Here is a 24,541-nt window from a genome sequence, read left to right as displayed (position 1 = left end):
CGCCGACAGTTCAGCCCAGACGGCGCCCAGAGGATCAGGCCGTCTGTTTCGACACCAGGGCGTTGATGAGGGAGGCGCCGCGTTCGGCGTCGTCGATGCTGACCGCGAGCTGGCCGCCGGAGCGGTAGTCGATGACCAGGCAGTCGCCACCCCGAAGCATGATCGTCGAGCCGCGCAGGCCCCAGCCGCCAACGGACGAGGGGCTGCGCCGCTCAGCCCAGGCGCGCTCGATCACCGACAGGGCGATACGCCGCTGTGGCCAGGCAAGAGGCCCGAACCCGATCACGACGCCATGCGACGTAACCCTGACCCGCACGGACGACAGCCCTACTCCAAGCAGGGTCACGCTGATGAGGCTCAACATGAGCACCGCCACGAGCTCTGCGGCATCGCCGAGCATCCAGACGGCGAGGGCCGCGGAGACGACTGTCAAGATCACGGACGCGGCCAGGAGGGCCCTGTTGGTCGTCCGGGCGACCCAGACGATCCGCTGGCCGGACAGCAGGGTGTACTTCGGCGGCTCACTGGCCGGCGCAGGACGTGGGTCCGGGGAGCCTCGCCCGAGCCAGGCCGCCAGCAGTCCCACCCCCAACGGCAGGACGAGGACGAGAAGGATCAGGAAGCCGGGCATTCGGGCCTGCCGCCACGTGGGTACGTCGAGGTTGGCGAGGAGAGTGCTCAGGTTGATCAGCAGGGCGAAGGGGGCGACCCCGAACAGGGCTCCCCACCACAGCATCCGCCCCTTCCTGGTGGACAACACCTTGCCGTGCAGCGCGGTGGCGACCAGAAGCAGCCACGGCAGCACCCAGAGCAGAACGAGATCCAGCATGAACGTGCGATCGGCAAGGAACGCGTAGCGATCGGGGGCCCCGTTGAGCCCCCAATGGGTGGCGATCGGGTCGGGTAGGCGGTCATGGACCAACCAGGGCGTGATCGGCGCAATCGAGCCGACGAGAACGCCCCAGGGGAGCGCGACGAGTAAGGCAAGACGTCGTGCGGTCAAGGCAATCCTCCATCCTGCGGACTAACGGGGTTGGGGCGTCGCGGACTCGTGCGGGGCGGCGAGCAGGAAGGCGCGCGGCGGGGAGCAGCGGCTGCGCGCGCTCGTCGGCGGCTCTGACTCCCCACCCGCGACGGAAAATCCACGAGCCCCTCGACGCGCGGGGCATACAAGACGGCCTTGGCGCGGACGAGGATCAGCGAGGCCGAGAATAAACAACATGGTGCTAGCAACATTAGCATCATTGGGAGTGGTGTCATCAGGCGGTGGCCAGTGTCGTTCCGAGCTCGTGAGACGGCTCAGCTCACGCGCCGGCCGACGAAGACCCGGGTGCTGGACGGGTCCGGCAGCGGGGAGCCGTAGCCGGAGGATTCCTCGGCACGTGGTGATGACGAACCGGCATGAGGCAGGGCGATCAGCGTGCCCACGCTGGCCAGGCAGGCCAGGCCGCCGAACAGCCACCGGTTCCAGCTCGTGGTGAGCAGGTTGGCCGGTGCTCCGGCCGCGACTCCGGCCGCGATGACGATCAGGCGGCCGCGAACGCGGGGCGGGTCGGCGCAGTGGCCACGCCTGTCATCGTCTCAGGAACACACTGACCTGTTTCGGCTGAGCACCGACTCCCGCAACATCGCCGCAACGGGGGACGCGCCAGGCACGGACCGGGTGGCGTCCGGAGCACGTCGACGCGGTCAAAATTTCCATAGGCGTATAGATCCTTCTTTCGGCTAGCCTCGCCGTACTCCCTGGATCCGGGAAGCTCACCTTTCACCTTTGCGCACACGCTGAGCTGCGCCGGGACACAGGAGAACAGATGATGGCTGACCGCTGCGACATCGCCGTGATCGGCGGCGGTGTCATGGGGCTCGCGCTGGCGGTGCACCTGCTCGAAGCAGGCGCCGGTGACGTCTGGCTCATGGAACGCGACGGGATCGGCGAGGGAACCACCGCCGCCGGCGGCGGGTTCCTCGGCGACTGGACGCCGTACGAACAGGAGAGCGCCGCCGCCGACTACGGCCGCGCCTTCTACGCCCGCCTGCACGAGGAGGGCGACGGCATCGGCTACCGGGCCGACGGCATGGTGTACGTGGCCGCCGACGAAGCGACATGGCAGGAGCTCACCGCCTGGCAGGCGGGCCGGCCGGTGCCACCCGCCGAGGTCGAACGCCTGACCGGTGGCACGGTACGCGCGGACGGCCTGCACGGTGGGCTGCTGGACACCGTCGGCGGCCAGGTCCACGCGCCGAAGGTGGCCGCGGCGCTGGCACGGCGATTTCGCGCCGCCGGCGGCCGGCTCGAGACCCGGCGCCCGGTCACCGCGATCTCCACCACCAAGGGTCGGGTACGCGCGGTCGAGACGGCCACCGGGGCCGTCGCCTGCGGCGCGGTGGTCGTCGCCGCCGGCGTCTGGAGCGGCGCGCTCACTCGTGACCTGGGCTTCTTCCTGCCCGTAGCCCCGCAGATCACCTCGCGGGTGACCACCGAACCGCTGGACATTCCCGGCACACTCCCCCTGATCTTCCTAAGTGGTCTGGTTCCCGGCGACGGCACCCTGCTGTGGGTCCGTGAGCACGAGGGCGGCCTGCTGTGGGGCGGGACGTACTCGACCTTCCCCCGCGACGTGCTGATCGACGCGGACGTCCCCGACCGCCTGGACGAGTTGCCCATCGACGGCGTTCTGGAGATCCTGCGGATCGCCGGCGCGGGCGAGTCCGTGATGCCGGCCCTGGCGCGGCGGTCGAAGCTGAGGATCAAGCACGGCGCCCCCTGCTACACCCCCGATTCCCGGGCGCTGATCGGCCCGGTCCCCGGTGTGGAGGGCGCCTATGTGCTCGCCGGCGACAACGAGGCCGGCATCACCTACGGCCCGGGGTACGGCAAGGCCCTGGCCGACCACATCACCCACGGCACGCCCCTGGACCACTGGCGCCCTGACCGTTTCGGCGACCGGTTCACCACCCAGGGGCAGGTCGCGGCCGCCCTTCACGCGGCGACACCTTCCTGATCCCACCCGCGCGACCACCCGGCCCGCCTACCGCTGCCGCGACCCCGCGCCGTGCCGGCCCGCGTGGAAGCTCCCGTCCGGGCGGCTTCCCCGGCCGGGGCCGCGAAGAGGGTTGCCACACCAGCGCGAGCATGACGCCCACGACACCGCGGACGCCACTGGTGACCAGGTCGAGGTCCAGGCCATGGTGTGACAGCGGCGCGCGTACCGTGTCCGCCAAGGTCGTGGTACGGGCGGCGGCACGCACGCTCGATAGGATCCGCTCGTCCAGCACAGCTACGCTCCGAGCGTGTCGTCGTGGCCATCGCGACACGCCAGAAGATACTCACCTGACGGTCGCCGGCAACGGCTCCCGGCGGGGTCGACCGTGGATGAACCGCGGCTGACACCGTCGTTGACGGCGCTGTGCCGTTGTGATCGACCCTGAAGACAGGTTTGTCGGTCCGGCCTGTGCTTACTCTTTCCTCATGTCTGCCGCAGAGAGCGTTTCCAGGGCCTCTTTCTCAGGTGCGTTGTTGCCGATCTCCCAGCCTCGGCCGATGGTGGTTCTGCCGTCCGCGATCTGGGCGGATGGGGAGTGGACGCGCATCAAGCTGGGATACCGGGCTCGTGGCATGGATGAGAAATGGAACATCTTCATGGAGAATGACGTGCTGTTCCTGCACCGTAGCTGGACTGGTCATGGAATCTATGAGGTCTCTTTCGCCGCGGTCGAAGGTGGCGGCCGGCGTATTGCCGAGGGTGTGGTGGAATCCGATCCGGAGCGCCACCGGACTGGCGCGGACACGGTCGACCACGAGTATGACGGCCTCATGGTGGAACTGGTGATCCGTACGATCCTGCTGGGTAAGGCCGCGCCCGAGCTGTTCGAGAAGTTCGGGGAGTTGGCCAAGCAAAGAACAGGGCGTTCCGATCTTCCTACCGGTGCGCTTCGGCATCACGCGCTGGGTGTCCGCACCGAGAATTGATGGGGCGGCGGCGTCTCCACCACCGTGGTGCCCTACCCGGCCTGCCCGGTAAACGCCATGATCGCCAGACCCTCCCACGTCATGAAGCGGCTCCATCACCAGGTAGTGGTATGACTACTCACAGTACGGGAGGAGCCGCCGAAGCACTGGCCACCGCCCTGGGGGCCGCTCCCCCGGCCGAACCGCTCCGCCGACCTCGCGCTCATCCTCTCGCTGCGTGACCCGAAGGTGATCCTTCTCGGCCGCATGCGCATGGCCGTGCCCTCGCCGCAACTCCCGCTGATCGACCTGTGCGCGGAGGTGTACCGCGAGTTCAGCGGCGACCGGGTCCTGGTCATCGCCACCCTGACCGGTTCGCGCTTCGGCTTCTTCGGCGTCAGCGGCGAGGTCGGGGTTCTGCTGCGCTTCGGGGACGGGGCGAGCTTCGCCCTGGCGGCCGGCGGGTTCCATCCGCGTTACGCGCCACCGGCCGAGCTCGCGGGGCTGCGACGTCTCGGTGCCGGATTGGTGGATTCCGTACCTGCCGCGTACTCAGGGGTACGCGCGGGTGGAGCTGGTGCGTGGGGCGCTGTCGCGCTTCGGCGGCGCCGCGCCCGAGCCGATCCTGGCCGAGGGGCGGCTGCTCACCGAGGCCGGGCAGGCGGTGATCGACGACGCCGAGGTGCCGCGCGAGGGCGTCAAGGTGCGGCGCATCCCGGTCCTGGCCCGCCGGGCCGACGGATCGTACGAGCTGTGGACCACCCGCCGTGTCAGCGTCGGCCGGACCGGGGCAGGCCGGCTGGCCGCGGTTACTCGGCTGCGGTCAGCCAGGTGGTGATGTCGGTGTTCAGGCGGTGCTTGACGGCGTCCGGGGCGAAGGAGGCGTTCACCGCGTTTCTGGCGAGGCCGGCCAGGACGGCGTCGCCGTACCCGAAGACCTCGCGCAGGCGCTCGTACTCGGCGGCCAGGTCCGTCTCCCCGTCGGTGTTGATCGTCACCGTCAGGCCGGCGTCGAGGAGGCGGGGCAGGGGGTGTTCGGGGAGGGAGGGGACCAGTTTGAGCAGGACGTTCGAGCTCGGGCAGACCTCCAGCGCGATGCCGGCGGCGGCCACCCGCGCGGTGAGGTCCGGGTCGTCCAGGATGCGGATGCCGTGGCCGAGGCGGGCGGTGCGGCCGGGGCCCAGGGCGGCGCGGATGCTGTCCGGGCCCGCGGACTCGCCGGCGTGGTGGACCAGGCGGAGGCCGGAGGCGTGGGCGGCGTCGATGACCTCGGTGAAGGGGGCCAGCGGGTACTCCTCGTCGCCGGCCAGGCCGATGGCGACGACCTCGGGGTGGCTCTGGGCAAGTTTGAGGGTTTTCCAGAGGCGTTCGACGGGGCGGCGGCGGGAGTGGTCGAGGATCACCCGGCACTCGATGCCGTACCGGCGGCCCTCGGCCAGGCCCTCCAGGACGGACTCCAGTGGCATCTCCGGGCGGCCGAGCCGTTCGCCGTGGGCGGCCGCGGTGAAGCTCACCTCCGCGTAACGAGTTCCCTGGGCCGCCTCGTCCTCGCAGAACTCCCTGGCTATGCGGCGGAAGTGCTCGGGTTCGACCAGGCGCTGCCTGACCTGGGCGCGGTGGTCGGCGAAGTCGCGGAAGGTGGCGAACGGGCCGCCGCGCCCGGCGGGGCCGCCGAGCTCCTCCGAGGTTCCGGGGCGGACCGTGCTCTCCAGGTGTACGTGCAGGTGTGCCTTGGGCAGCGCGCGCAGGTCTCTCACCGCACGGACCCTAACCGACCGCCCACCTGGGAAGCAGCCCATTTTCCGCCCCGGCCGTCGGCAGGCGGCCGAGCTAGCTGAGGTAGTCGCGCAGGGCCAGGGCGCGGGAGGGGTGGCGGAGTTTGGACATGGTCTTGGACTCGATCTGGCGGATGCGCTCGCGGGTCACCCCGTACACCTTGCCGATCTCGTCGAGGGTCATCGGCTTGCCGTCGGCCAGGCCGTACCGCATGGTGATGACGCCCGCCTCGCGCTCGGTCAGGTCGTCCAGCAGAGACCGGAGCTGCTGCTGCATGAGCGTGAACGAGACCGCGTCGGCCGGTGAGACCGCCTCGGTGTCCTCGATGAGGTCGCCGAACTCGCTGTCGCCCTCCTCGCCGAGCGGGAGGTGCAGGGAGATGGGCTCGCGGCTGTACGACTGGACCTCGACCACGCGCTCGGGCGTGATCTCGACCTCGGGGGCGAGTTCTTCCGGCGTGGGCTCGCGGCCGAGTTCGATCTGCATGCGCCGCTGGACCCGGGCGACCTTGTTGATCAGTTCGACCATGTGCACGGGGATGCGGATGGTACGGGCCTGGTCGGCCATGGCACGGGTGATGGCCTGCTTGATCCACCAGGTGGCGTAGGTGGAGAACTTGAAGCCCAGGCGGTAGTCGAACTTCTCGATGGTGCGGATGAGGCCGAGGTTGCCCTCCTGGATGAGGTCGAGGAAGAGCATGCCGCGGCCGGTGTAGCGCTTGGCGATGGAGACGACCAGGCGCAGGTTGGCCTCCAGCATGCGCTCCTTGGCGCGCAGGCCGTCCTCGGCGACCCATTCCAGGTCGGCCCGCAGGTCGAGGGGGAGGTCGGTCTCGGTGTCGAGCCGTTCGCGGGCGAACAGGCCGGCCTCGATGCGCTTGGCCAGCTCGATCTCCTGCTCGGCGGTGAGCAGGGGGACGCGGCCGATCTCCTTCAGGTACGCCTTGACCGAGTCGCCGGTGCCCGGGGCGCTGTCGTCCAGGACGGGAAGCTCTGCTACTTCGGACAAGACGCTCTCCTCGCTTCGGTGGGCCGGCTTCGTCGGTGACGCGGTGACTAGAGGCAAGAGGGACCCTTCTCCAAACTTAGGACGCGCCCAACTTTAGGTCGACACGAGCATAGTGTCAACCTAAAATAAGGACCGACCTAAAAATTTTAGATGGGGATGCTGAGGTGAGGCTGCCTCTTTCACGCTACCCAACGCCGGGGCGAACAAAGCTCCATCAGCTGAGGCTCTTGACATAAACGACGGTTTCGGCGATGGGGGACCTAGATCGGCATCGAGGTTCCGGGGGCCCGCCACTCGATCGCCCCGCCCTCGTGACCGGCGAAGGCCAGCAGGCGCGCGCCCTCCTCGGCCAGCTCGGCCCGAGCCGCCTCCGGCAGCGGCGAGAAGGGCACCATGACCAGGGCTCCGTCCTTGAAGTCCCACATGCCGCCGGTGGTTCCGTCGACGAGGAAGGTGGGGTAGATGATCGAGCCGACGCAGATCGCCTTGCGCTGCTCGTCGGTCATCATGCGGCGCCGGTCGGCGAAGGCCACCATGAGGTTGTCGAACCAGGGCAGGAACCGTACCGGCGCCGGGGTGTCGGCCGGGACCAGCGGTGCCTCCGGCAGGTCATAGAGAACTTTGCCGGAAATATCGCGATACTTTGCCAGGTCCATCGCCTCCATCACCGGCTTCAGCCTGGTCAGGCCCGACCACGCCTGGACGTCCATCACGCCGGCGGGGCCGTAGGCGGCCAGATACCGCGTCACCAGACGCTCCACCGGCGGCGACGACTCCAGCGCGCGGCCCAGCCACTCCTCCGCCAGCGTGAACGGCGTGGCCCCGCCCCGGTTCCAGGTCCCGTTCGGCGGCGTGTGGATGATCGGCAACAACGACTGCGCCGACCAGCCCAGCCCGGACGGCTCCACCTCCGGCCAGCGCACGGCCAGCAGGTCGCGTAGCTGCGGCCGGGTCAGCGTCTGCCCGGTCAGGTGCTCGCGGGCCAGCTTGACCAGCTCCTCCAGATCCACCTCCCGCATGGACTTGCCGAAGGCGGCCTGCCGCGCCCGGCTCATCGGCACCTGCATCAGCGGCCGCAGCCAGAGGTAGTCGTCGGAGACGGCCAGGTGCTGGGTGGCGCGGAGCATGGTGCCGCGCACGACCTGCTTGCCGTACAGCAGGGAGGTCAGGTCGTCCTGGGTGAAGGAGACCAGGCGCGACCACAGTCCGATGTACGGCGCGTTGGCCTCCTGGCCCTGTACGGCGACCAGGCGTTCGACGGCCGACCGCGCGTCCAGGCCGGCGCGCTCCAGCAGCAGCTGCCGGTGCAACGTGGTGCGGTTGAGTACCTTCTGGCTCAGCTCCATGGACCCAACCTAGAACTCAATGCGGAAAGGTTCATTCCGCGTTGAGCAGCTCGTCGAGGGCATCGCGCAGGTATCCGGTCAGCTCCCACGGGTCCGGCACCATCTGCCGGTCGGTGATGACGCCGATGTCCAGCGAGCCGTCGTAGGAGAAGGCGGTGATGTTGATCCCGCCGCTCACGTCGGTGATCACCGAGACCGGGTAGTGGGTCAGCAGCCGCGCCCCGCACACGTACAGGGGGAACTGCGGGCCCGGCACGTTCGAGATCGCCACGTTGATCGGCGGCGCCGTCTGCCCCACCAGCCCGAACGCCGAACGCGAGGCCAGCCCCATGAGCGCGGCGGGCATCGACTCGCTGAACTCCCGCAGCCAGCGCGCGGGCGCGAGCGAGAACCTGTCCTTGATCCGCCGCATCGAGTCACGGACGTGCCGCAGCCGTTCCAGGGGATCTTCCACGTGTACGGCCAGCGGCGCCGTCATGATCGCCACCTGGTTACCGGGCCCCTCCTCCCCCGCCGAGCGCAGCGAGAACGGCACCCCGGCGGCCAGCGGCATCCGCGGCACCCCGCCGTGGGCGTCCAGCCAGCGCCGCAGGGCGCCCGCGCACACCGCCATGACCACGTCGTTGACGGTGACGCCGTTCGCCTTGCGGACCAGCTTGATCTCGTCCAGCGGCAGGGAAACGAAGGCGAAGCGCCGGTGGGCGGAGACCGGCCCGCTGAACGGCGTGCGGGGCGCGGGCAGCGAGGGCAGTTCGGGCAGCGTCCCCGATCCGGCCAGGCGGCGCGCCAGCCCCGAGACCAGCCGGCTGCCGGGGATCCACGACACCACCGGGATCTCGTCCAGGTGCGGCAGCGCCCGCGCGGCGAAACGCACCGCCTGGGCCGGGTTGGCGCTCATCCTGATCAGTGCCCGGCCGACCATTTCCAGCCCGTCGGGCGCGGGTTCGTCCCGGTCGGGGGCGGTCTGGGGCGGCGGGGCGGGCACCGGCGTGAGATCGAGTAAGGCGGCCAGCACGTCGGCGCCGCCCACGCCGTCCACGGCGGCGTGATGGATCTTGGTGTAGAGGCCCATGCGACCGCCCGACAGGCCGTGGATCAGGTAGATCTCCCACAGCGGGTGACCGCGGTCCAGGCGGCGTGGATGCAGGCGGGAGACCTGGTCGGCGAGCTGGCGTTCGTCGCCCGGCGGCGGCAGGCCGATCTCGCGCACGTGGTAGTCGAGGTCGAGGTCGTCCTCCTGCACCCAGTACGGATGGTCCAGCCCGAACGGCACCGGCGCGAGCTTGCGGCGCAGCGCCGCCACGTACGGCAGTCGCTGCTCCAGCAGGGCCTGCAGATCCGAGCGGTTGAGGTCGCCCTCGAGGATGGCCAGCCCGGCGATGTTGGGCACGTTGGTGGCGGTCTCGAAATGCAGGAACTGGGCGTCCAGGGCGGTCAGCTGTGGCACAGGTCACACCTCCGCCCCGAACCAATCAGACTTGCTCCACGACTTCAAGTGCGGGGGCGTCGGGTTCGGCGAAGGCCAGCAGCCGCAGGGCCTCCTCCTCCAGCCTCTCCCGCGGGACCGGCGTGAACGGCGAGAGCAGCAGCGTTGCCTTGCGGGCCGTGCGCTTGATCTGCCAGGTACCGGCCACGAAGCCGTCGGACAGGTAGACCGCGCGCACCCGCAGGTTCTTGGTGGTGACGGGGAAGGCGGGGTCGACGACCCTACTGCGGTCGGCGTGGCCGAGGAGCAGGGTGTCGAAGTCGGGCAGAAAGCGCACCGGCGCCTCCGCCCCGCCGCCGGGCAGCGGGGCGCCGGGCAGGTCGAACAGCTCTCTGCCGCGTTCGTCACGCAGGCGGTCGAGCGGCATGCCGTACAGGATGGGCTTGAGGCCGCCGAGCCCCGACCAGGCCTGGACGTCGGCGACGGTGGCGGGGCCGAAGGCGGCCAGATGCCGGGTGACGAGGTCCTCCTTGGCGGCGGGCGTGAGAGTGAGGCCGGGCAGGCCGAACGCGGCGTCGCGCGGGAAGCCCCACGGGTCGCCGGTCGGGGCCATGGTGAGCGGCATGAGCATGCGCACCGCGTAGCCGAGCGCCCGGTCGTTGACGTCGGGGAAGAGCGTCTGGAGGCGGGGCCGGATCTCGTTGAAGGTCAGCGGCCCGTCCTCGGCCAGCATCTTCTCCGCCGCCTCGATCACGCCGTCAACGGTGACGTCCGGGAAGCGGCCGGTGAACGCGCCGGAGAGCACCTCGTCCAGCACCGGGCGGAAGGCGGCGAAGTCGGCCGCGGTCACCAGATGGAGCGTGCCACGCCACAGGGTGGCGCGCACCAGCGTGCGCGCGTGCAGCGCCGCGCGCAGGTCCGCGCGCTCGAAGCGGGCGAGCCTGGCCCACGCTCCCAGGTACGGCGGCCGCGGCTCCTGGGCCTGCAGCCCGCCCACGCGCCCGACCACCTCGCCCACCGTCCCGTCGAACGGCGTGAGCAGGTGCTGTCGTGCCAGCGTGGCCCGGTTGAGATCCCTCAGCGTGAGCATGAAGACATCATGGCCTTTCCCCCCAGACAAGATGCAACCACGACGTACTCCCCCGAAACGGTACGCGCCGCCTACCCCTCCCTCTCCGACGGCCACGCCTACCTCGACGGCGCGGCCGGAACCCAGACCCCGCGGCCCGTCATCGACGCCATCGCCGGCGCCTACCGGGCGGGGCTGTCCAACGTGGGCGGGACCTTCCCCGCCAGCCACCGTGCCGACGAGATCGTGGCCGCCTGCCGCGCCGCCGTGGCCGACCTGGTCGGCGGCGTGCCGCACGGGGTGATCCTGGGCGCCAACATGACCACGCTCACCTACCGGCTGGCCCGGGTGCTGACCGGGCCGGGCGACGAGGTCGTGGTCTCCCGCCTGGACCACGACGCGAACGTGCGGCCGTGGACCCAGACGGGCGCGCGGGTGCGCTGGGCCGAGATCGACCCGGTGACCGGTGAGCTGCCTGTTGACCAGTTCGCCGAGCTGGTGGGCCCGCGTACGCGGCTGGTCGCGGTCAGCGCGGCCAGCAACATCCTGGGCACCCGCCCTGACGTGGCGGCCATCTGCGAGATCGCGCACGCGGCCGGGGCGCTGACGTACGTGGACGGGGTGCACGCCACCGCGCACGGCCCGGTCGACGTGCACGCGCTCGGCGCCGACTTCTACGCCACCAGCGCCTACAAGTGGTCGGGCCCGCACGTCGGCGCGGTGATCGCCGATCCGGTGGCGCTGGAGTCGCTGCACCCGGACAAGCTGCTGCCCTCGCCCGACACCGTTCCCGAACGGTTCGAGCTGGGCACGGCCGCGCTGGCCGACCTCGCCGGCGTGACGGCGGCCGTGGACCACCTGGCGGGCCTGCTGCCGAGCTCGGGCGGCCGGCGCGAGCGGCTGCTGGCCTCGATGGCCGCCGCGGAGGAGCACGAGCTGGGGCTGTTCGCCGAGATGCTGGCAGGCCTGGAGACGATGCCGCACGTCACGCTGTACGGCAAGCCCGCCCGCCGTACCGCCACCGCCTACTTCACGGTGGCGGGGCTGGCGCCCCGGCGGGTGGCCGAGCACCTGGCCGCCCGCGGGGTCAACGTGTGGAGCGGCCACAACTACGCCTGGGAACTGACCGGCGCGCTGGGTGTGCGCGACTCGGGCGGGGCGGTGCGCGCCGGGCTGGTGCACTACAACGACCGCTCCGACGTGGAGCGGCTGCTGGAGGGGGTGGCCGAGCTCAGATCCAGCCCTCCAGCGAGGCCATGAAGCCGGGCAGGTCGTCGCGGTGGACGCAGTGGCCGGCGCCCTTGACGGTGCGGACCTCGAAGCCGCGGCGCTCCAGCTCGGCGGCGAGTTCGGCGTTGATGGTGAAGCTGGGGTCGGCCACCTGCACCAGCGAGGGCACGACGGGCCGCTCGGGCACGTAGTCGCCCCTGACGCCGTCGAAGAAGGCCGGGTCGAACAACGCGAACCCGGCCAGCTCGGCGTCGATGTCGGCCTGCGACCAGCGCGGGTTCATGGTCCTGACGCTGTCCTGGGTGGCGGTGGCGACCATTTTGCGCATGAAGGCGGTGGCCTCGGCGGGCACGGCGTCGAGGGCGAAGCCGGGATCGGAGTAGATCGCCTTCTTGGGTCGCAGCCGCTCGGCGGCCAGCGACAGCGACAGGCCGCCGAGCGAGTGGCCGATGGCCACGTCGGCGCCGCCAGGGAGGTTCTCGGCCAGGTCGTCGCCGAGCAGTTCCGGCCGGTACTCGCCGCGCGGGCTGGCGCCGTGACCGCGCAGGTCGGGGGCGATCACCCGGTAGCCGCGGGCGACGAGCTCGTCCTCGACGGCGTGCCAGGTGCGGTGGTCGGACATGCCGCCGTGGATGAGCAGCGCCAGCTTGTCGCCGTCACCGCGTTCGTGGACGTGGAGCTTCATGGGGTCGAGTTTATACGTATAACCATGGAATGAATCAAGAGGCGGTCTTGCTTGCACGTACAAGAAAATCGGAAAGAAGAAAGAAGGCTCACCCGATGGACGCGGCCAGGCTGTTGGTGAAGGCGCTAGAAGCGGAGGGCGTCGAGTACGTCTTCGGCATCCCCGGAGAAGAGAACATCCACTTCGTCGACGCGCTCAACGACTCCCCCATCCGCTACATCCTCGTCCGCCACGAGCAGGGCGCCGCCTTCATGGCCGAGATCTACGGCAGGCTGACCGGCAAGGCCGGCGTCGCCTCCGCCACCCTCGGGCCCGGGGCCATCAACCTGCAGCTCGGCGTGGCCGACGCCACCACCAACTCCACCCCCGTGGTCGCCATCACCGCCCAGGTGGGCCTCGACCGCATCTACAAGGAATCCCACCAGGTCGTCGACCTGGTCTCGCTGTTCCGGCCGATCACCAAGTGGGCCGACCTGGTCCCCGCCGGTGAGGCGCTGCCCGAGATGCTGCGCAAGGCGTTCAAGACCGCCCAGACCGAACGTCCCGGCGCCGTCTACCTGGCCATTCCCGAGGACGTGGAGTCCGCCCAGGTCCCCGACGACCTGACGCCGCTGCGCGTCAACGTCGTCCGGCCGCAGGACCCCTCCCCCGGGCAGGTGGCCCGCGCCGCCGACGTCCTGGCCGGCGCCCGGCACCCGATCATCCTGGCCGGGCACGGCGCCAGCCGCGCCGGCGCCTCCGCCGCGCTGATCCGCTTCTCCGAGCGGCTCGGCCTGCCCGTGGCCACCACCTTCAACGGCAAGGGCGTCTTCCCCGACGACCACCGGCACGCCCTGGGCGCGGTCGGTTTCATGCGCCACGACTACGTCAACTTCGGCTTCGACGAGGCCGACGTGCTCATCAGCGTCGGCTACGAGCTGCAGGAGTTCGACCCGGTCAAGATCAACCCCCACGGCGACAAGAAGATCATCCACATCCACCAGTTCCCCGCCGAGGTCGACGACCACTACCCCGTCGAGGTCGGCATCCAGGGCGACATCTCCCGCTCCCTGGACGCGCTGGCCGCCGCCGCGCCCAAGCGCTTCACCATGAACGGCACCGGCGAGAAGATCCGCAGGCTCATCCGCGAGGAGATGGCGCAGGCCGCCGCCGACGACGCCTTCCCGCTGTCGCCGCGCCGCGTGGTCGCCGACATCCGCGCCGCGATGGGCCGCGAGGACATCGTGCTGGCCGACACCGGCGCGGTGAAGATGTGGATGGCCCGCATGTACCCCACCTACGAGCCCAACACCATGCTCGTCTCCAACGGCCTGTCGTCGATGGGCTTCTCGGTCCCGGGGGCGCTGGCCGCCAAGCTGGCCTTCCCCGAGCGCAAGGTCCTGGCCGCCACCGGCGACGGCGCCTTCCTCATGAACTCCCAGGAGATCGAGACCGCGGTGCGCGAGCGCATCCCGATGGTGGTGCTGGTCTGGGTGGACGACGCCTACGGGCTCATCGAGTGGAAGATGGACCTGGAGCTCGGGCGCAGCTCCAACATCGCCTTCGGCAACCCCGACTTCGTCAAGTACGCCGAGGCGTTCGGGGCCCGCGGCTACCGGATCACCGAGGCCGGCGAACTGCTGCCCACGCTGCGCAAGGCACTCGACGACGACACCGTGTCGGTGATCGCGGTACCGGTCGACTACTCGGCCAACCTGGAGCTGACCAACAAGCTCGGCGAGCTGACCGGCCCGTTCTGAGCCCAGCCCCTAAGATCGTGCCCGATGACCGACCTCCCCGACGCGGGCGGGGCGCTGCCGGTGCTCCCCGCCGGCCAGGCGCCCCCCGTCGAGCCCGCCCGCGACCCCTACCACGTCTACCTCGCCTCGCTGACCAGCATGGAGTCGCGCCGCACCATGCGCGGCTGCCTCGACCGCATCGCCCGCCTGCTGACCGGCGAACCCGCCTCCACCGGCGCCGGCCAGCCCTGGCACCTGCTGCGCTATGAGCACACCGTCCGCATCCGCACGCTGCTCACCGAGCAGGGCTGGTCGCCTGCCTACGTCAACAAGCACCTGGTCGCGCTGCGCCGCGTGCTGAAGGAGGCCTGGCGTCTCGGCCAGACCTCGGCCGAGGACTTCGCCCGCGCCTCCGACCTCTCCCCGGTACGGCAGAGCCGCCTGCCCACCGGCCACCACGTCCCGCCCGAGGTCGTCGGCGCCGCGCTGTCGGCCTGCGACGACTCGGTGGCGGGGGTGCGCGACGCCGCCCTTATCGCCGCCCTCTACTCCACCGGCTGCCGCAGGGCCGAGATCGCCGGCCTGGAGCTGGCCGACTACGACCCGGCCGCCCGCTCGCTGCGCGTGCGCGGCAAGCGCGACAAGGAGCGCATGGTCTACCTGACCACCGACGCCATCGGCCTGCTCGAACGCTGGCTGGCGGTGCGCGGCGCCGGTCCCGGCCCGCTGTTCAGCCCGGTGAGCAAGGCCGGGCGGCTGCGTCCCCGGCCGCTGAGCGGGCAGGGCATCGCCGACATCCTGACCCGGCGGCTGGGCGAGGCGGGGGCGGCCCGCCGTACCGCGCACGACTTCCGCCGCACCTTCATCGGTGAGCTGCTGGACGCGGGCGTGGACCTGGCGACGGCGCAGGCGCTGGTCGGGCACTCCTCCCCCGCCACCACCGCCCGCTACGACCGCCGCCCGGAGAAGACCCGGCGCGAGGCCGTCGACCGCATCAAGCTGCCGCGGGCGCGTCCGCTGGCGTGAGGGCGGTCAACCGGCGACCATGCCGATGACCAGGTTGATGGTGGTGGCCAGGATGCTGGTGCCGAAGACGTAGGACAGCAGGCAGTGCCGCAGCACGACCTTGCGGATCGCCCGGCTGGAGACGCCGGTGTCGGAGACCTGGTAGGTCATGCCGAGGTTGTAACTGAAGTAGAGGAAGTCGCTGTAGACGGGCGGCTCGCCGGAGTTGAAGTCGATGCCGCCCGGGGTCTCCTGGTAGTACAGGTAGGCGTAGCGGGTGGCGTACATCAGATGGAGGGCCGCCCAGGCCATGAACACGCCGCCGAGCGCGGTCGCGGCGGCGGCGTGGCCGGGGTCGGCGTTGCCGACCGCGAGCAGCACGACGATGGCGACCAGCCCGCACAGCGCGACCGCGACGACCACGAGCTCGTCGGCGACGGGCCGGAAGTCCTCGCGCCCGGCGTTGCGCCGGGTGGTGTGGGCGTCCATCGGCCACAGGACGGCCAGGCCCGCGACGACGAAGACGGTCTCGGTCGCGGCGATCGCGGCCAGGACGCCCAGGGGCGGGTGCGTCAGCAGGCCGACGGCCGTCCCGGCCAGCGCGCCCGCGACCGCCGCGCCGACCAGCCGGGTGACCGCGGAGCGCGGGGACCACAGGTTCATGGTGGACACTCATACACGCCCGGATCACCGGAAGCCGCATCGACACGGCCGGGTAGGCTGCGGAACGTGAGTCCTTTCGACGCGCTCGCCGACCTGGTCGCCGGCGGCGGAGTGGTCGTCCTGAGCGGCGCCGGGCTCTCCACCGAGTCCGGCATCCCCGACTACCGAGGCCCGAGCGGCCGCAGGCGCCCGTCCAGCCCGATGACCTACCAGGACTTCACCGGCTCGGCCGCCGCCCGCAGGCGCTACTGGGCGCGCAGCCACCTCGGCTGGCGGCACATCGAACGCGCCCGGCCCAACCCCGGCCACCGGGCGGTCGCCCGGCTCCAGGAACGGGGCCTGGTCTCGGCGATCATCACGCAGAACGTCGACGGGCTGCACCAGGAGGCCGGCGCCGGCGGCGTGATCGAACTGCACGGCAGCCTGTACCGGGTGCGCTGCCTGTCCTGCGGCGAGCGCACCCCTCGCGCGCGCCTGGACGCGCGGCTGTCGGAGGCCAACCCCGGCTGGGCCGCCGACGCCACCCAGGTCAACCCGGACGGTGACGCCGCCGTGGCGGATTCCCTGATCGACGGCTTCGCGGTCGTGGACTGCGAGGGCTGCGGCGGGCTGCTCAAGCCCGATGTGATCTTCTTCGGCGAGAACGTGCCGCCGCCCAGGGTCGCCGAGTGCTACACGCTGTCGGAACGCGCCGGCCTGCTCCTGGTGCTCGGCTCCTCTCTGACGGTCCTTTCCGGCTACCGGTTCGTACGGCACGCCGCCCGCCACGCCGTACCGGTGGCGATCGTCAACCAGGGCGCCACCCGGGGCGACGAGCACGCCCGGCTCACCCTGGACGCGCCCCTGGGCGACACCCTGACGACCCTGGCCGCGGGGCTGGCACGACGTCGCCTGTGACGTGCTCTAGGAGCGCTCGGCGATCTGCTGGAACTTGCCGAGGATGGCGCGCGGGTCGCCGCTGGGCCCGACGGCGGTGCCGAGTTCCGCCGCGACCGTGCCGCGCAGCTCGGACCAGACCGGCTGCGAGGTCGGGTCGAAGCGCGCCTTGGCCACCATGTCGACGATCGGGCTGACCTTCGGGTCCTTGCGCATCAGCGTCGAGGCCGAGGCGGTCGTCGGCAGCAGGCCCTCGACCTTCAGGTATTTGGCGTAGTTGTCGGCCTGGTAGAAGTAGTTCAGGAACTCGCTGACCAGTTGCTGGTTGCCGTCCTTCTTGAAGGCCATCAGGTAGTCCTGGATGCCGTGCGTGCTCGGCTCGGCGCCGTGGTTGGTGGGGTGGGTGGTGGCGCCGTACTTGACCCCCGCCTTGTCCACCGCGTCGAGGAAGGCCCTGGTGCCGAAGGAGGCGTACACCATGCCCACCTTGCCCTGGGCGAACAACGGCCACGTGCCGTCCGGGCGGTTGGTCTGGCCCGGGTTCGGCTGGGTGTAGCCGTCCTTGGTCAGCGTCTTCAGGAACTCCAGCGTCTCGACGGCGCGATCGCCGTTGACGGTCCACTTGCCGTCGGTACGCCAGTCGGTGCCGTTGGCGCGCATCCAGGTGCCGAACTCGTAGTCGCCGGCCTCGGCGCCCAGCGCCAGCCCGTACGGCACGTAGCCGCCGGGCAGGGCCTTGATCGCCTTCACCGCGGCGCGGAACTCGTCCCAGGTGGCCGGGGGCTTCTTGAAGCCCGCCTTCTCCAGGATCGTCTTGTTGTAGTACATGCCGTTGACCGTGGCGACGAACGGCAGGCCGTACTGGGCGCCGTCGTAGGAGGCGTTCTCGGCGAAGGACGGCAGGAAGTCCGCCATCACCTCCTTGGACACCACCTCGTCGGCGCGGTACAGCAGCCCGGCCTCGGCGTAGTCGGCGAAGACGTTGATGTTCAGGACGTCGGGGAACTGCTTGGTCTGCACCATGGTGTTCACCTGGCTCTGCAGGTTGCCCCAGTCGATCACCTGCAGGTCCACGTTCTTGCCGGGGTGGGCGGCCTCGAAGGACTTGATCAGCTCGTCCCAGTAGGGGCGCGTGCCCTCGGTGTACTGGGCGACGACCAGCTTGATGGACTTCTGCTCGCCGCCGGCCGTACCGCCGCCGCCGGAGCCGCACGCGGTCAGCGCGAGCGTGAGTGCGGCGATCGCGGCCAGGCCCGCTCTTCTTCTGAAGGTCATGTCATAACCGATCTTTCTCGTGGTCACTTGGTGCTGCCCGCGGTCAGGCCGCTCACCAGGTGCTTCTCGATGAGCGCGAAGAGGATGACCGCCGGCACGATCGCCATCAGCGCCGCGGCGAACAGGTACTGGTAGTTGGTCTCGTACAGGCCGATGAACTGCTGGATGCCGACCGTGAGCGGCACGCGGCCGCCCGCCGGGTCGTTGAAGAGCGTCAGCGCGATGACGAACTCGTTCCACACCTGGATGAACGTGAAGATCATCACGGTGACGAGGCCGGGCGCGGCCAGCGGGAGGATCATCCGCAGCAGGATCCGGAACCTGCCGAGGCCGTCCATCATCGCGGCCTCGTCGATGTCCACGGGGATCGAGCTGAAGTGGGCGTGCAGGATCCACACCGCGAAGGCGAGGTTGAAGGCGGAGTTGATGGCGATGATGACGGCGTAGCTGTTGATCCCGTCCACGAACAGCGCCTGCCGGTAGAGCCCGATGAGCAGCGCGACCGCGGGGAACATCTGCGTCACCAGGATCACGCCGAGGAACGCCGTGCGCCCCCGGAACCGGGACCTGGCCAGCACGTACGCCGCCGGAGCGGCCACGAGCAGCACCAGCGCCGTGGAGGCCAGCGCGACGGTCAGGCTGACCCGGAAGTAGTCGGCCAGCGGGATGCGCTGCCACACGTCGGCGTAGTTGGACCACGCCCAGCTCTTGGGCAGGTAGTCGGCGGGGACGGCGAACAGTTCCGCGTCGGTCTTGAGCGAGCCGGACAGCATCGCGGCGTACGGCGCCAGGAAGAACAACGCCACCGCGAACCCGATGACCGGCAGCACCACCGGACGCACCCGCGCCCACCCCCGGCCCGCCCGCGCCAGCACCGGCCGGGCCTTGACCGGGGCCGGCCGCCATGGGGTGGCGGCCGCGGGAGGCTCGGGAGCGGCCGCGGCGACCGGCGGCGCGGGCCGCTCGTCGGTCGCCGAGGGGTTGCGATACGGCCGCAGCACCAGCACGAACGCCAGGATGAGCAGCAGCAGGAAGGCCACGTTGAGCACGCCGAGCGCGGCCGCCTCACCCGAGTCGAGCTGCGCGGTGAACGCGATCTTGTACAACCACGTCACGGTCGTGTCGGCGTGGTTGCCCGCCGTCTTGCCCATGATCACCCAGATGACGGTGAACGCGTTGAAGACGTGCAGCATGTTGAGAACCAGCGCGATCATGAGCGAGGGCCGCAGGATCGGCAGCGTCACCCGCCGCCAGGTCGCCCACGCGCTCGCGCCGTCGATCTTCGCCGCCTCCAGCACGTCGTGGGGCACCGTCTGCAGCCCGGACAGCAGCACGTAGGTGGTGAACGGCATCGAGGTGATGATCCCGACCGCCATGACCGAGTACAGGGCGGTGGCCGGGTCCTTGTACCAGTCGACGGGCGCCGAGATGATCGACAGGTCCATCAGCAGCCGGTTGAGCAGGCCGTTGCCGCCCTCGTAGATGAAGCGCCACACGGTCGCCGTCATCACCAGCGAGGCCGCCCACGGGACGACCAGCGCCAGCCTGACGAACTTCCTGCCGAAGAAGTCCTTGGACAGGAACTGCGCCAGCGCCAGCGAGAGCAGCACGGTGAGCCCGACGACGAGCACCAGCCAGAGCAGCGTGTTGCCGGCCACCTGGCCGAACGCGTCCTCCTTGAGGAGCCTCGCGTAGTTGTCCAGCCCGGCGAAGCCCCTGACCAGCCCGATCCTGCTGATGTCGAGGAAGGACATCCAGACCATGTAGACGGCCGGGAAGCCGACGACACAGGCGATCAGGGCGGTGCTCGGCGTGAGCCAGCGCCACGGCACCGTGCGCTGCCACAGATCGGCGATCCGGCTCACCGCGGGTTCCTGAGGTTCGCGGTCCAGGCGTCCAGCGTGGCCTGCCACTCCAGCGGGTCCTCGGGCCGGCCGGGCACTCCCGGGCGCGTCTGCCAGGGCATCGGGCCGGACTCGCGACGGTACTCCACCCCGATCGCCTCCAGCCGGGGCAGGTGGGCGGCCAGGCGGCGCCGGAAGTCGGCCAGGTCCCGCTCGGGTCCCGACCAGACGGTCTCGGCGAAGGCGGCCAGCCTCGGGAAGGTCATGTAGTCGACGTGCCGGCTGGAGTCGATCAGCTCGGTCCAGATCCCGCACTGGGCGCCCAGGACGCGCTCGGCGGCCGGGTCGCCGCGCAGGTCGGCGGGGACGGGTTCGAAGGAGTAGACGTCCTCGACGGTGAGCACGGTCCCGAACGGCACGGGCTCGTCCTCGCGCTGGCTCTGCCGGTAGTCGAAGTAGACGGCGGTGTTGGAGCAGTTGATGACGTCGTGCCCGGCGCGGGCGGCGGCCACCGCGCCCAGGTCGGCCCGCCAGGCGGCCACGACCGCGCCGGGGGCGAGGCCGCCCTCCAGGATCTCGTCCCAGCCGACCAGGCGCCGGCCGCGCCCGGCCAGGTACTCGTCGAACTGGTGGATGAACCAGCTCTGCAGCTCGTCCTCGTCGCGCAGGCCCAGCTCGGCGATGCGGCGCCGGGCCGACGGGCTGGTGCGCCACTGGTCCTTGGGGCACTCGTCGCCGCCCACGCACACGTACGGGCTGGGGAACAGCTCCAGCACCTCGTCGAAGACGTTCTTGAAGAATTCGATCGTGGCGTCCTCGACGTTCAGCACGTTGACGCCGACCCCCCAGGTGGTGCCCACTCCCAGCGGGGTGTCCAGGTTGCCCAGCTCGGGGTAGGCGGCGATGGCCGACTGGGTGTGTCCGGGCAGGTCGATCTCGGGCACGACCGAGATGTGGCGGCGGGCGGCGTAGGCGACGATCTCCCGGATGTCGTCCTGGGTGTAGAAGCCGCCGTGCGGGCGGCCGTCCATCTCGCCCATCCAGCCGACCTGGCTCTCCTCGCGCCAGGAGCCGATCTCGGTCAGGCGCGGGTAACGCTTGATCTCGATGCGCCAGCCCTGGTCGTCGGTGAGGTGCAGGTGCAGGACGTTCAGCTTGTGCAGGGCCATCAGGTCGATGAAGCGCAGCACGTCCGCCTTGGTCATGAAGTGCCGGGCCACGTCGAGGATCGCGCCGCGCCAGCCGAACCGCGGCCCGTCCTCCACGTGTACGGCCGGCAGCTCCAGCGCCCCGGCGCCCGGCGCGCGGCGGAAGGCGGCGGGCGGCATGAGCTGGCGCAGCGTCTGGGCGCCGTAGAAGGCCCCGGCCGGAGATCCGGCGTCCAGGGCGATCCCGTCGGGCGCGACGGTCAGCCGGTAGGCCTCGGGCGGCAGGTCGTCGAGGCCGAGGGTGATCGTTCCCGGGCCGGGGGCGGCGGGCAGCAGTTCGCCGCCGGTGACCGGGCTGAGCTCGCCACGCAGCCAGGCGGCGACCTCGCCGAGCGCGGGGTCGGCGGTGAGCGCGGTGCTCCGGTCGAGGATGAAACGGCCGGGCCCTGCCGCGTACCGCGTGGGCTTGGGGACGATCATTCGGCGGGTCTCCTAGGGAGGGGTGGCAGACTTACGAAGGAGTGCATCATTATTAACATCCAGCTCCATGAGGGTCAATGCTCATTTCTGCTCACAGCCCTGCTGCATGGACACTTTTGGACCTTGGATACGGCATAATGCATCATGACTTACAGAGGACACCTGCATTAGGACGGCGATGGCCACACTTCGGGGCGGCGACCTGTCGCGGCTCAGGCAACTCAACTCCCTGACCGCGATCGGGGCGCTGCGCGGCGCGGGCCCGCTGACGCTGTCCGCCCTGGCCAAGCGCACCGGGTTGTCGCGGCCCTCGATGAAGGAGGTCGTCGACGAGCTCATGCGGCTCGGCTGGGTGGAGGAGACCCCGCCCGCGCAGGGCACGATCGGCCGCCCCGCCCGCCGCTACCGCTTCCGGGCGAGCAGCGGCTACCTCGTGGGGCTCGACATCGGCGGCCACAACATCCGCGCCGCCCTGGCGAACCTCAACGGCGAGATCCTCGCCGAGACCCGCCAGCCCGTGCAGCCGGACACGCCCGTGGAGGAGCGGCTGGCCGCGATCGAACGCACCGTCGCGAGCTGCCTGGCGCTCGGCGGCAAGACGATCGCCGACGTGTGGATCGTCGCGGCCGGCACGATCGGCGTCATCACCCCCGAGGGCCGCATCCACTACTGCGCCGCGATCCCCGCCTGGACCGGGCTCGACCTGGCCGGGCGGCTGCGCGAGATGTTCCCCTGCGACGTCGTCGTCGAGAACGACAGCCGCCTGGCCGCCAGGGCCGAGGCCCGGCGCGGCACCGCCCGCGACGCGGACGACGTGGTGTTCCTGCACGTCGGACGCCGGATGGGGGCGGCGCTCATCATCGGCGGCAACGTCCACCGCGGCTTCGGCGCCGCGGCCGGGGAGATCGCGATGCTGCCGCAGGCCCAGTGGTTCGACGCGCCGGAGCACCTGCAGAACTGCTCGGTCATCCCCCCGGACACCTCGCCCGCCGACGCCGCCGGCTACACGCTGGCCGCGGCCCGCGGGGGCGACCCGGTCGCGCTGGCCGCCGTCGAGCGGTACGTGGACGACCTGGCGGTGGGCGCCAGCGCGATGGTCCTGCTGCTCGACCCGCAGGTGGTGGTGCTGGGGGGCGGGTTCTCCCGCTCGGCCGACGTGCTGCTGCCCCCGCTGCGCGAGCGCCTGCGCCGCACCTGCATCCGCCTGCCGGACGTGCGCGCGTCGACGCTGGGCGACGAATGCGTGGTCACCGGTGCCATCGACTACGCCGTCGCCCACCTCGGCCTGCAACTCTTCACCCCCGACGTGCCACTCCCCACGTCCTTCTGACCCTCTTTTTCCTGTCTGTGAAGGCTCTCCGTCTGTTTGGCTTCTCTTCCGTCCTATCCCTTACGGCAAGCCGCCCCCACCACCGCCCGCCGACGCGGGCGGCGGCCCGTCGTCTCCACGCTCATCGGGCGTGTCTCACCTCACCGTGACGTCGCCCTCTTGGCCGGCGCCCGCTTGATCGCTGCCCTGCGGCGCATGGCGTGCCACCTGGCGGGCGGGCAGGTGGGCGTGGTGAAGGTGACGGATGCTGCGCGGCCCGGCCGCGACCCCGGGGCGGCGGGCACCCGCACGCTCGGTCGTGGGGTTGGTCGTGGGCCCTGTCTTGGGCCACAGGAGGTGGGCGGTGATCGCGGCGGTTACAGCCAGGGTCGTCAGGGCTGTCGCGGCGGTGGTCATGCCGGCGCTCGTCGCCAGCCAGCCCGCCAGCGGGTAGGTGAGGAGCCAGGCGGCGTGGGACAGGGCGAACTGGGCGGCGAAGGCGGCGGGCAGGCCGGCCGGGGTCACCGAGCGACGGATCAGGCGGCCGGTCGGGGTGAGCACCGCGGCGGTGGCGGCGCCCAGGACCGCCCACGTGGACAGCATCGCCCACCAGGTCAGCGTTCCGGTGGCCAGCGTCGCGGTGATCGCGGCCAGGCCGGCGAACAGGGTGAACGATCCGGCCAGCATCACCGTGCGGTCGGACAGTCTCTCCAGGATTCCGGGCAGCAGCAGGGCCACGGCCATCGAGCCGGCACCGAAGGCGCCCAAGGCCAGGGAGACCTCGCCGGTGCTTCGCTGCAGGTGCTCGCGGGCCAGGACCACCGTGTTGACGATGACCATCGCGCCGGCCGCCGCCACGGCCAGGTTCATGGCCAGCAGGGCGCGCAGGGGCGCCGTGGTCAGGAAGTGCCTGGCGCCGGAGGCGGCCTTGGCGAAGGGGCCGGCGGCGTGCCGTACCGGCTGGGGCTTGGGCAGGGCTACGGAGAGCACGAACAGCGCGGACGCCAGGAATCCCAGAGCGGTGCCCATGAACAGCCAGTTGTAGGTGATCAGGCTGAGGAGGGCGGCGGCCAGGACCGGGCTGAGCAGGCTCTCCAGGTCGTAGGCGAGGCGGGACAGGGACAGGGCGCGGGTGTAGTCGCGCTCCTTCGGCAGGAGCTCGGGGATGGTCGCCTGGAAGGTCGGGGTGAAGGCGGCCGAGGCCAGTTGGAGCAGGAAGATGAGCACGTAGATGTGCCACACCTGGCTGACGAACGGCAGCGCGAGCGCGACCCCCGCGCGGATCAGGTCGGAACCGACCAGCAGCGCACGGCGCGGGAGGCGGTCGGCGAAGGCGCCGATCACCGGGGCTATGCCGACATAGGCCAGCATCTTGATGGCCAGTGCGGTGCCGAGGATCGCGGAGGCGTCGGCTCCGGCGAGGTCGTAGGCGAGCAGGCTCAGCGCCACCGTGGCCAGTCCGGTGCCCACGAGGGCGACGACCTGGGCGGCGAACAGACGGCGGTAGGCACGATCGCGCAGTACCTGGAACATGGCCACGGTCCTCCCGGCTCGAATCAACGTATGCGTATATGCGCATGCGTTGAACCCAGAAGAGGCCGGGAAGATTCCCGCTAGATCGTTGATGTGAAATTCGGGTTAGTGGTCGTAGGCGGTCAGGGACCGTTTTACGGGTGCGCCGGTGTTCCAGTTGTGCCAGATGGCGGCGTTGAGTGCGAGGATGCGTTGGCTGAT

Annotated in this window: 19 protein-coding genes and 3 pseudogenes; 9 read left to right on the top strand and 13 right to left on the bottom strand. The window is 70.8% G+C overall.

Annotated features, from left to right (window positions below; all coding sequences use genetic code 11):
* Window positions 1-34: 34 nt before the first annotated feature.
* Together ACFWYW_RS28595 and ACFWYW_RS28590 are read right to left on the bottom strand one after the other, a co-directional pair.
* A complete protein-coding gene (locus ACFWYW_RS28595; protein ID WP_379625867.1) occupies window positions 35-829 on the bottom strand; it encodes a hypothetical protein in 795 nt (264 codons plus the stop codon).
* 33 nt (window positions 830-862) lie between these two features.
* Window positions 863-922, bottom strand: a pseudogene (locus tag ACFWYW_RS28590) (hypothetical protein); the annotation flags it as partial.
* 889 nt (window positions 923-1,811) lie between these two features.
* Here ACFWYW_RS28590 and ACFWYW_RS28585 point away from each other — a divergent pair.
* The 4 genes and pseudogenes from ACFWYW_RS28585 to ACFWYW_RS28570 all read left to right on the top strand — a co-directional run bounded on the left by ACFWYW_RS28585 (window position 1,812) and on the right by ACFWYW_RS28570 (window position 4,787).
* Complete coding sequence (locus tag ACFWYW_RS28585) at window positions 1,812-3,002, top strand: NAD(P)/FAD-dependent oxidoreductase (protein WP_379625837.1); 1,191 nt, start codon at window positions 1,812-1,814, stop codon at window positions 3,000-3,002.
* A 467-nt stretch (window positions 3,003-3,469) separates the two neighbouring features.
* A complete protein-coding gene (locus ACFWYW_RS28580; protein WP_379625835.1) occupies window positions 3,470-3,970 on the top strand; it encodes a hypothetical protein in 501 nt (166 codons plus the stop codon).
* 201 nt (window positions 3,971-4,171) lie between these two features.
* Window positions 4,172-4,465 (top strand): annotated as a pseudogene (locus ACFWYW_RS28575) (DUF6603 domain-containing protein); the annotation flags it as partial.
* A 52-nt stretch (window positions 4,466-4,517) separates the two neighbouring features.
* A complete protein-coding gene (locus tag ACFWYW_RS28570) occupies window positions 4,518-4,787 on the top strand; it encodes a hypothetical protein (protein WP_379625833.1) in 270 nt (89 codons plus the stop codon).
* Here ACFWYW_RS28570 and ACFWYW_RS28565 read toward each other — a convergent pair.
* From ACFWYW_RS28565 to ACFWYW_RS28545, 5 genes and pseudogenes are all read right to left on the bottom strand, one after another.
* Window positions 4,759-5,706 (bottom strand): adenosine deaminase, encoded by a 948-nt coding sequence (locus tag ACFWYW_RS28565; RefSeq protein ID WP_379625831.1) that lies wholly within the window; start codon window positions 5,704-5,706, stop codon window positions 4,759-4,761. The two genes, ACFWYW_RS28570 and ACFWYW_RS28565, sit on opposite strands and share 29 nt — an antisense overlap.
* 73 nt (window positions 5,707-5,779) lie before the next feature.
* Window positions 5,780-6,685: pseudogene (locus tag ACFWYW_RS28560) on the bottom strand (RNA polymerase sigma factor); the annotation flags it as partial.
* Between the two features lie 308 nt (window positions 6,686-6,993).
* Window positions 6,994-8,079: a winged helix DNA-binding domain-containing protein gene (locus tag ACFWYW_RS28555; RefSeq protein ID WP_379625829.1), complete on the bottom strand. Its 1,086-nt coding sequence runs from the start codon at window positions 8,077-8,079 to the stop codon at window positions 6,994-6,996.
* 31 nt (window positions 8,080-8,110) lie between these two features.
* Window positions 8,111-9,526: a wax ester/triacylglycerol synthase family O-acyltransferase gene (locus tag ACFWYW_RS28550; protein WP_379625827.1), complete on the bottom strand. Its 1,416-nt coding sequence runs from the start codon at window positions 9,524-9,526 to the stop codon at window positions 8,111-8,113.
* 25 nt (window positions 9,527-9,551) lie between these two features.
* Complete coding sequence (locus ACFWYW_RS28545; RefSeq protein WP_379625825.1) at window positions 9,552-10,595, bottom strand: winged helix DNA-binding domain-containing protein; 1,044 nt, start codon at window positions 10,593-10,595, stop codon at window positions 9,552-9,554.
* A 9-nt stretch (window positions 10,596-10,604) separates the two neighbouring features.
* Here ACFWYW_RS28545 and ACFWYW_RS28540 point away from each other — a divergent pair, with 9 nt between their 5' ends.
* Window positions 10,605-11,834: a cysteine desulfurase-like protein gene (locus ACFWYW_RS28540; protein ID WP_379625823.1), complete on the top strand. Its 1,230-nt coding sequence runs from the start codon at window positions 10,605-10,607 to the stop codon at window positions 11,832-11,834.
* Here the strand turns inward: ACFWYW_RS28540 and ACFWYW_RS28535 are convergent.
* The gene (locus tag ACFWYW_RS28535; protein ID WP_379641105.1) at window positions 11,806-12,489 is read right to left on the bottom strand and encodes an alpha/beta fold hydrolase; all 684 of its coding nucleotides are present in this window, start codon (window positions 12,487-12,489) and stop codon (window positions 11,806-11,808) included. The two genes, ACFWYW_RS28540 and ACFWYW_RS28535, sit on opposite strands and share 29 nt — an antisense overlap.
* Window positions 12,490-12,584: 95 nt before the next feature.
* Here ACFWYW_RS28535 and ACFWYW_RS28530 point away from each other — a divergent pair, with 95 nt between their 5' ends.
* Together ACFWYW_RS28530 and ACFWYW_RS28525 are read left to right on the top strand one after the other, a co-directional pair.
* Window positions 12,585-14,228, top strand: a complete 1,644-nt coding sequence (locus ACFWYW_RS28530; protein ID WP_379625817.1) for an acetolactate synthase large subunit — start codon at window positions 12,585-12,587, stop codon at window positions 14,226-14,228.
* Between the two features lie 24 nt (window positions 14,229-14,252).
* The gene (locus ACFWYW_RS28525; RefSeq protein WP_379625815.1) at window positions 14,253-15,233 is read left to right on the top strand and encodes a tyrosine-type recombinase/integrase; all 981 of its coding nucleotides are present in this window, start codon (window positions 14,253-14,255) and stop codon (window positions 15,231-15,233) included.
* Window positions 15,234-15,239: 6 nt separating this feature from the next.
* Here the strand turns inward: ACFWYW_RS28525 and ACFWYW_RS28520 are convergent, their stop codons facing one another.
* Window positions 15,240-15,875, bottom strand: a complete 636-nt coding sequence (locus ACFWYW_RS28520; protein ID WP_379625813.1) for a DUF1345 domain-containing protein — start codon at window positions 15,873-15,875, stop codon at window positions 15,240-15,242.
* Between the two features lie 66 nt (window positions 15,876-15,941).
* Here ACFWYW_RS28520 and ACFWYW_RS28515 point away from each other — a divergent pair, with 66 nt between their 5' ends.
* On the top strand, window positions 15,942-16,772 hold the full coding sequence (locus tag ACFWYW_RS28515; RefSeq protein WP_379625811.1) for an NAD-dependent protein deacetylase: 831 nt from the start codon (window positions 15,942-15,944) through the stop codon (window positions 16,770-16,772).
* A 6-nt stretch (window positions 16,773-16,778) separates the two neighbouring features.
* Here ACFWYW_RS28515 and ACFWYW_RS28510 read toward each other — a convergent pair whose 3' ends face one another.
* Genes ACFWYW_RS28510 through ACFWYW_RS28500 form a run of 3 tightly spaced genes read right to left on the bottom strand, consistent with a single transcriptional unit; the run spans window position 16,779 to window position 21,498 of the window.
* On the bottom strand, window positions 16,779-18,026 hold the full coding sequence (locus ACFWYW_RS28510; RefSeq protein ID WP_379625809.1) for an extracellular solute-binding protein: 1,248 nt from the start codon (window positions 18,024-18,026) through the stop codon (window positions 16,779-16,781).
* 23 nt (window positions 18,027-18,049) lie between these two features.
* Window positions 18,050-19,891: an ABC transporter permease subunit gene (locus ACFWYW_RS28505; protein WP_379625807.1), complete on the bottom strand. Its 1,842-nt coding sequence runs from the start codon at window positions 19,889-19,891 to the stop codon at window positions 18,050-18,052.
* Window positions 19,888-21,498 carry a beta-N-acetylhexosaminidase gene (locus ACFWYW_RS28500; RefSeq protein ID WP_379625805.1) on the bottom strand — a complete coding sequence of 537 codons (1,611 nt, stop codon included), beginning with the start codon at window positions 21,496-21,498 and terminating at the stop codon, window positions 19,888-19,890. The genes ACFWYW_RS28505 and ACFWYW_RS28500 overlap by 4 nt, the downstream gene beginning before the upstream one ends.
* A gap of 178 nt (window positions 21,499-21,676) precedes the next feature.
* Between ACFWYW_RS28500 and ACFWYW_RS28495 the strand changes: the two genes are divergently transcribed.
* Window positions 21,677-22,828, top strand: coding sequence for an ROK family protein (locus ACFWYW_RS28495; RefSeq protein ID WP_379625803.1), 1,152 nt, complete (start codon window positions 21,677-21,679; stop codon window positions 22,826-22,828).
* A 135-nt stretch (window positions 22,829-22,963) separates the two neighbouring features.
* On the opposite strand, the gene ACFWYW_RS28490 is transcribed toward ACFWYW_RS28495, so the two are convergent.
* The gene (locus tag ACFWYW_RS28490; protein ID WP_379625801.1) at window positions 22,964-24,340 is read right to left on the bottom strand and encodes an MFS transporter; all 1,377 of its coding nucleotides are present in this window, start codon (window positions 24,338-24,340) and stop codon (window positions 22,964-22,966) included.
* Window positions 24,341-24,541: the final 201 nt, after the last annotated feature.

It is taken from the genome of Nonomuraea sp. NPDC059023, from assembly GCF_042740095.1.
GTDB lineage: Bacteria > Actinomycetota > Actinomycetes > Streptosporangiales > Streptosporangiaceae > Nonomuraea.
The sequence above is the reverse complement of the archived record's forward strand: the minus strand, read 5'-3'. Positions and strand labels throughout refer to the sequence as shown.

Coding starts and splice junctions, on each gene's coding strand:
- ACFWYW_RS28490 (WP_379625801.1), bottom strand. CDS start 24,340: ATGTTCCAGGTACTGCGCGATCGTGCCTACCGCCGTCTGTTCGCCGCC.
- ACFWYW_RS28595 (WP_379625867.1), bottom strand. CDS start 829: ATGCTGGATCTCGTTCTGCTCTGGGTGCTGCCGTGGCTGCTTCTGGTC.
- ACFWYW_RS28525 (WP_379625815.1), top strand. CDS start 14,253: ATGACCGACCTCCCCGACGCGGGCGGGGCGCTGCCGGTGCTCCCCGCC.
- ACFWYW_RS28510 (WP_379625809.1), bottom strand. CDS start 18,026: ATGACCTTCAGAAGAAGAGCGGGCCTGGCCGCGATCGCCGCACTCACG.
- ACFWYW_RS28495 (WP_379625803.1), top strand. CDS start 21,677: ATGGCCACACTTCGGGGCGGCGACCTGTCGCGGCTCAGGCAACTCAAC.
- ACFWYW_RS28520 (WP_379625813.1), bottom strand. CDS start 15,875: ATGAACCTGTGGTCCCCGCGCTCCGCGGTCACCCGGCTGGTCGGCGCG.
- ACFWYW_RS28530 (WP_379625817.1), top strand. CDS start 12,585: ATGGACGCGGCCAGGCTGTTGGTGAAGGCGCTAGAAGCGGAGGGCGTC.
- ACFWYW_RS28545 (WP_379625825.1), bottom strand. CDS start 10,595: ATGCTCACGCTGAGGGATCTCAACCGGGCCACGCTGGCACGACAGCAC.
- ACFWYW_RS28535 (WP_379641105.1), bottom strand. CDS start 12,489: ATGAAGCTCCACGTCCACGAACGCGGTGACGGCGACAAGCTGGCGCTG.
- ACFWYW_RS28555 (WP_379625829.1), bottom strand. CDS start 8,079: ATGGAGCTGAGCCAGAAGGTACTCAACCGCACCACGTTGCACCGGCAG.
- ACFWYW_RS28580 (WP_379625835.1), top strand. CDS start 3,470: ATGTCTGCCGCAGAGAGCGTTTCCAGGGCCTCTTTCTCAGGTGCGTTG.
- ACFWYW_RS28500 (WP_379625805.1), bottom strand. CDS start 21,498: ATGATCGTCCCCAAGCCCACGCGGTACGCGGCAGGGCCCGGCCGTTTC.
- ACFWYW_RS28540 (WP_379625823.1), top strand. CDS start 10,605: ATGGCCTTTCCCCCCAGACAAGATGCAACCACGACGTACTCCCCCGAA.
- ACFWYW_RS28585 (WP_379625837.1), top strand. CDS start 1,812: ATGATGGCTGACCGCTGCGACATCGCCGTGATCGGCGGCGGTGTCATG.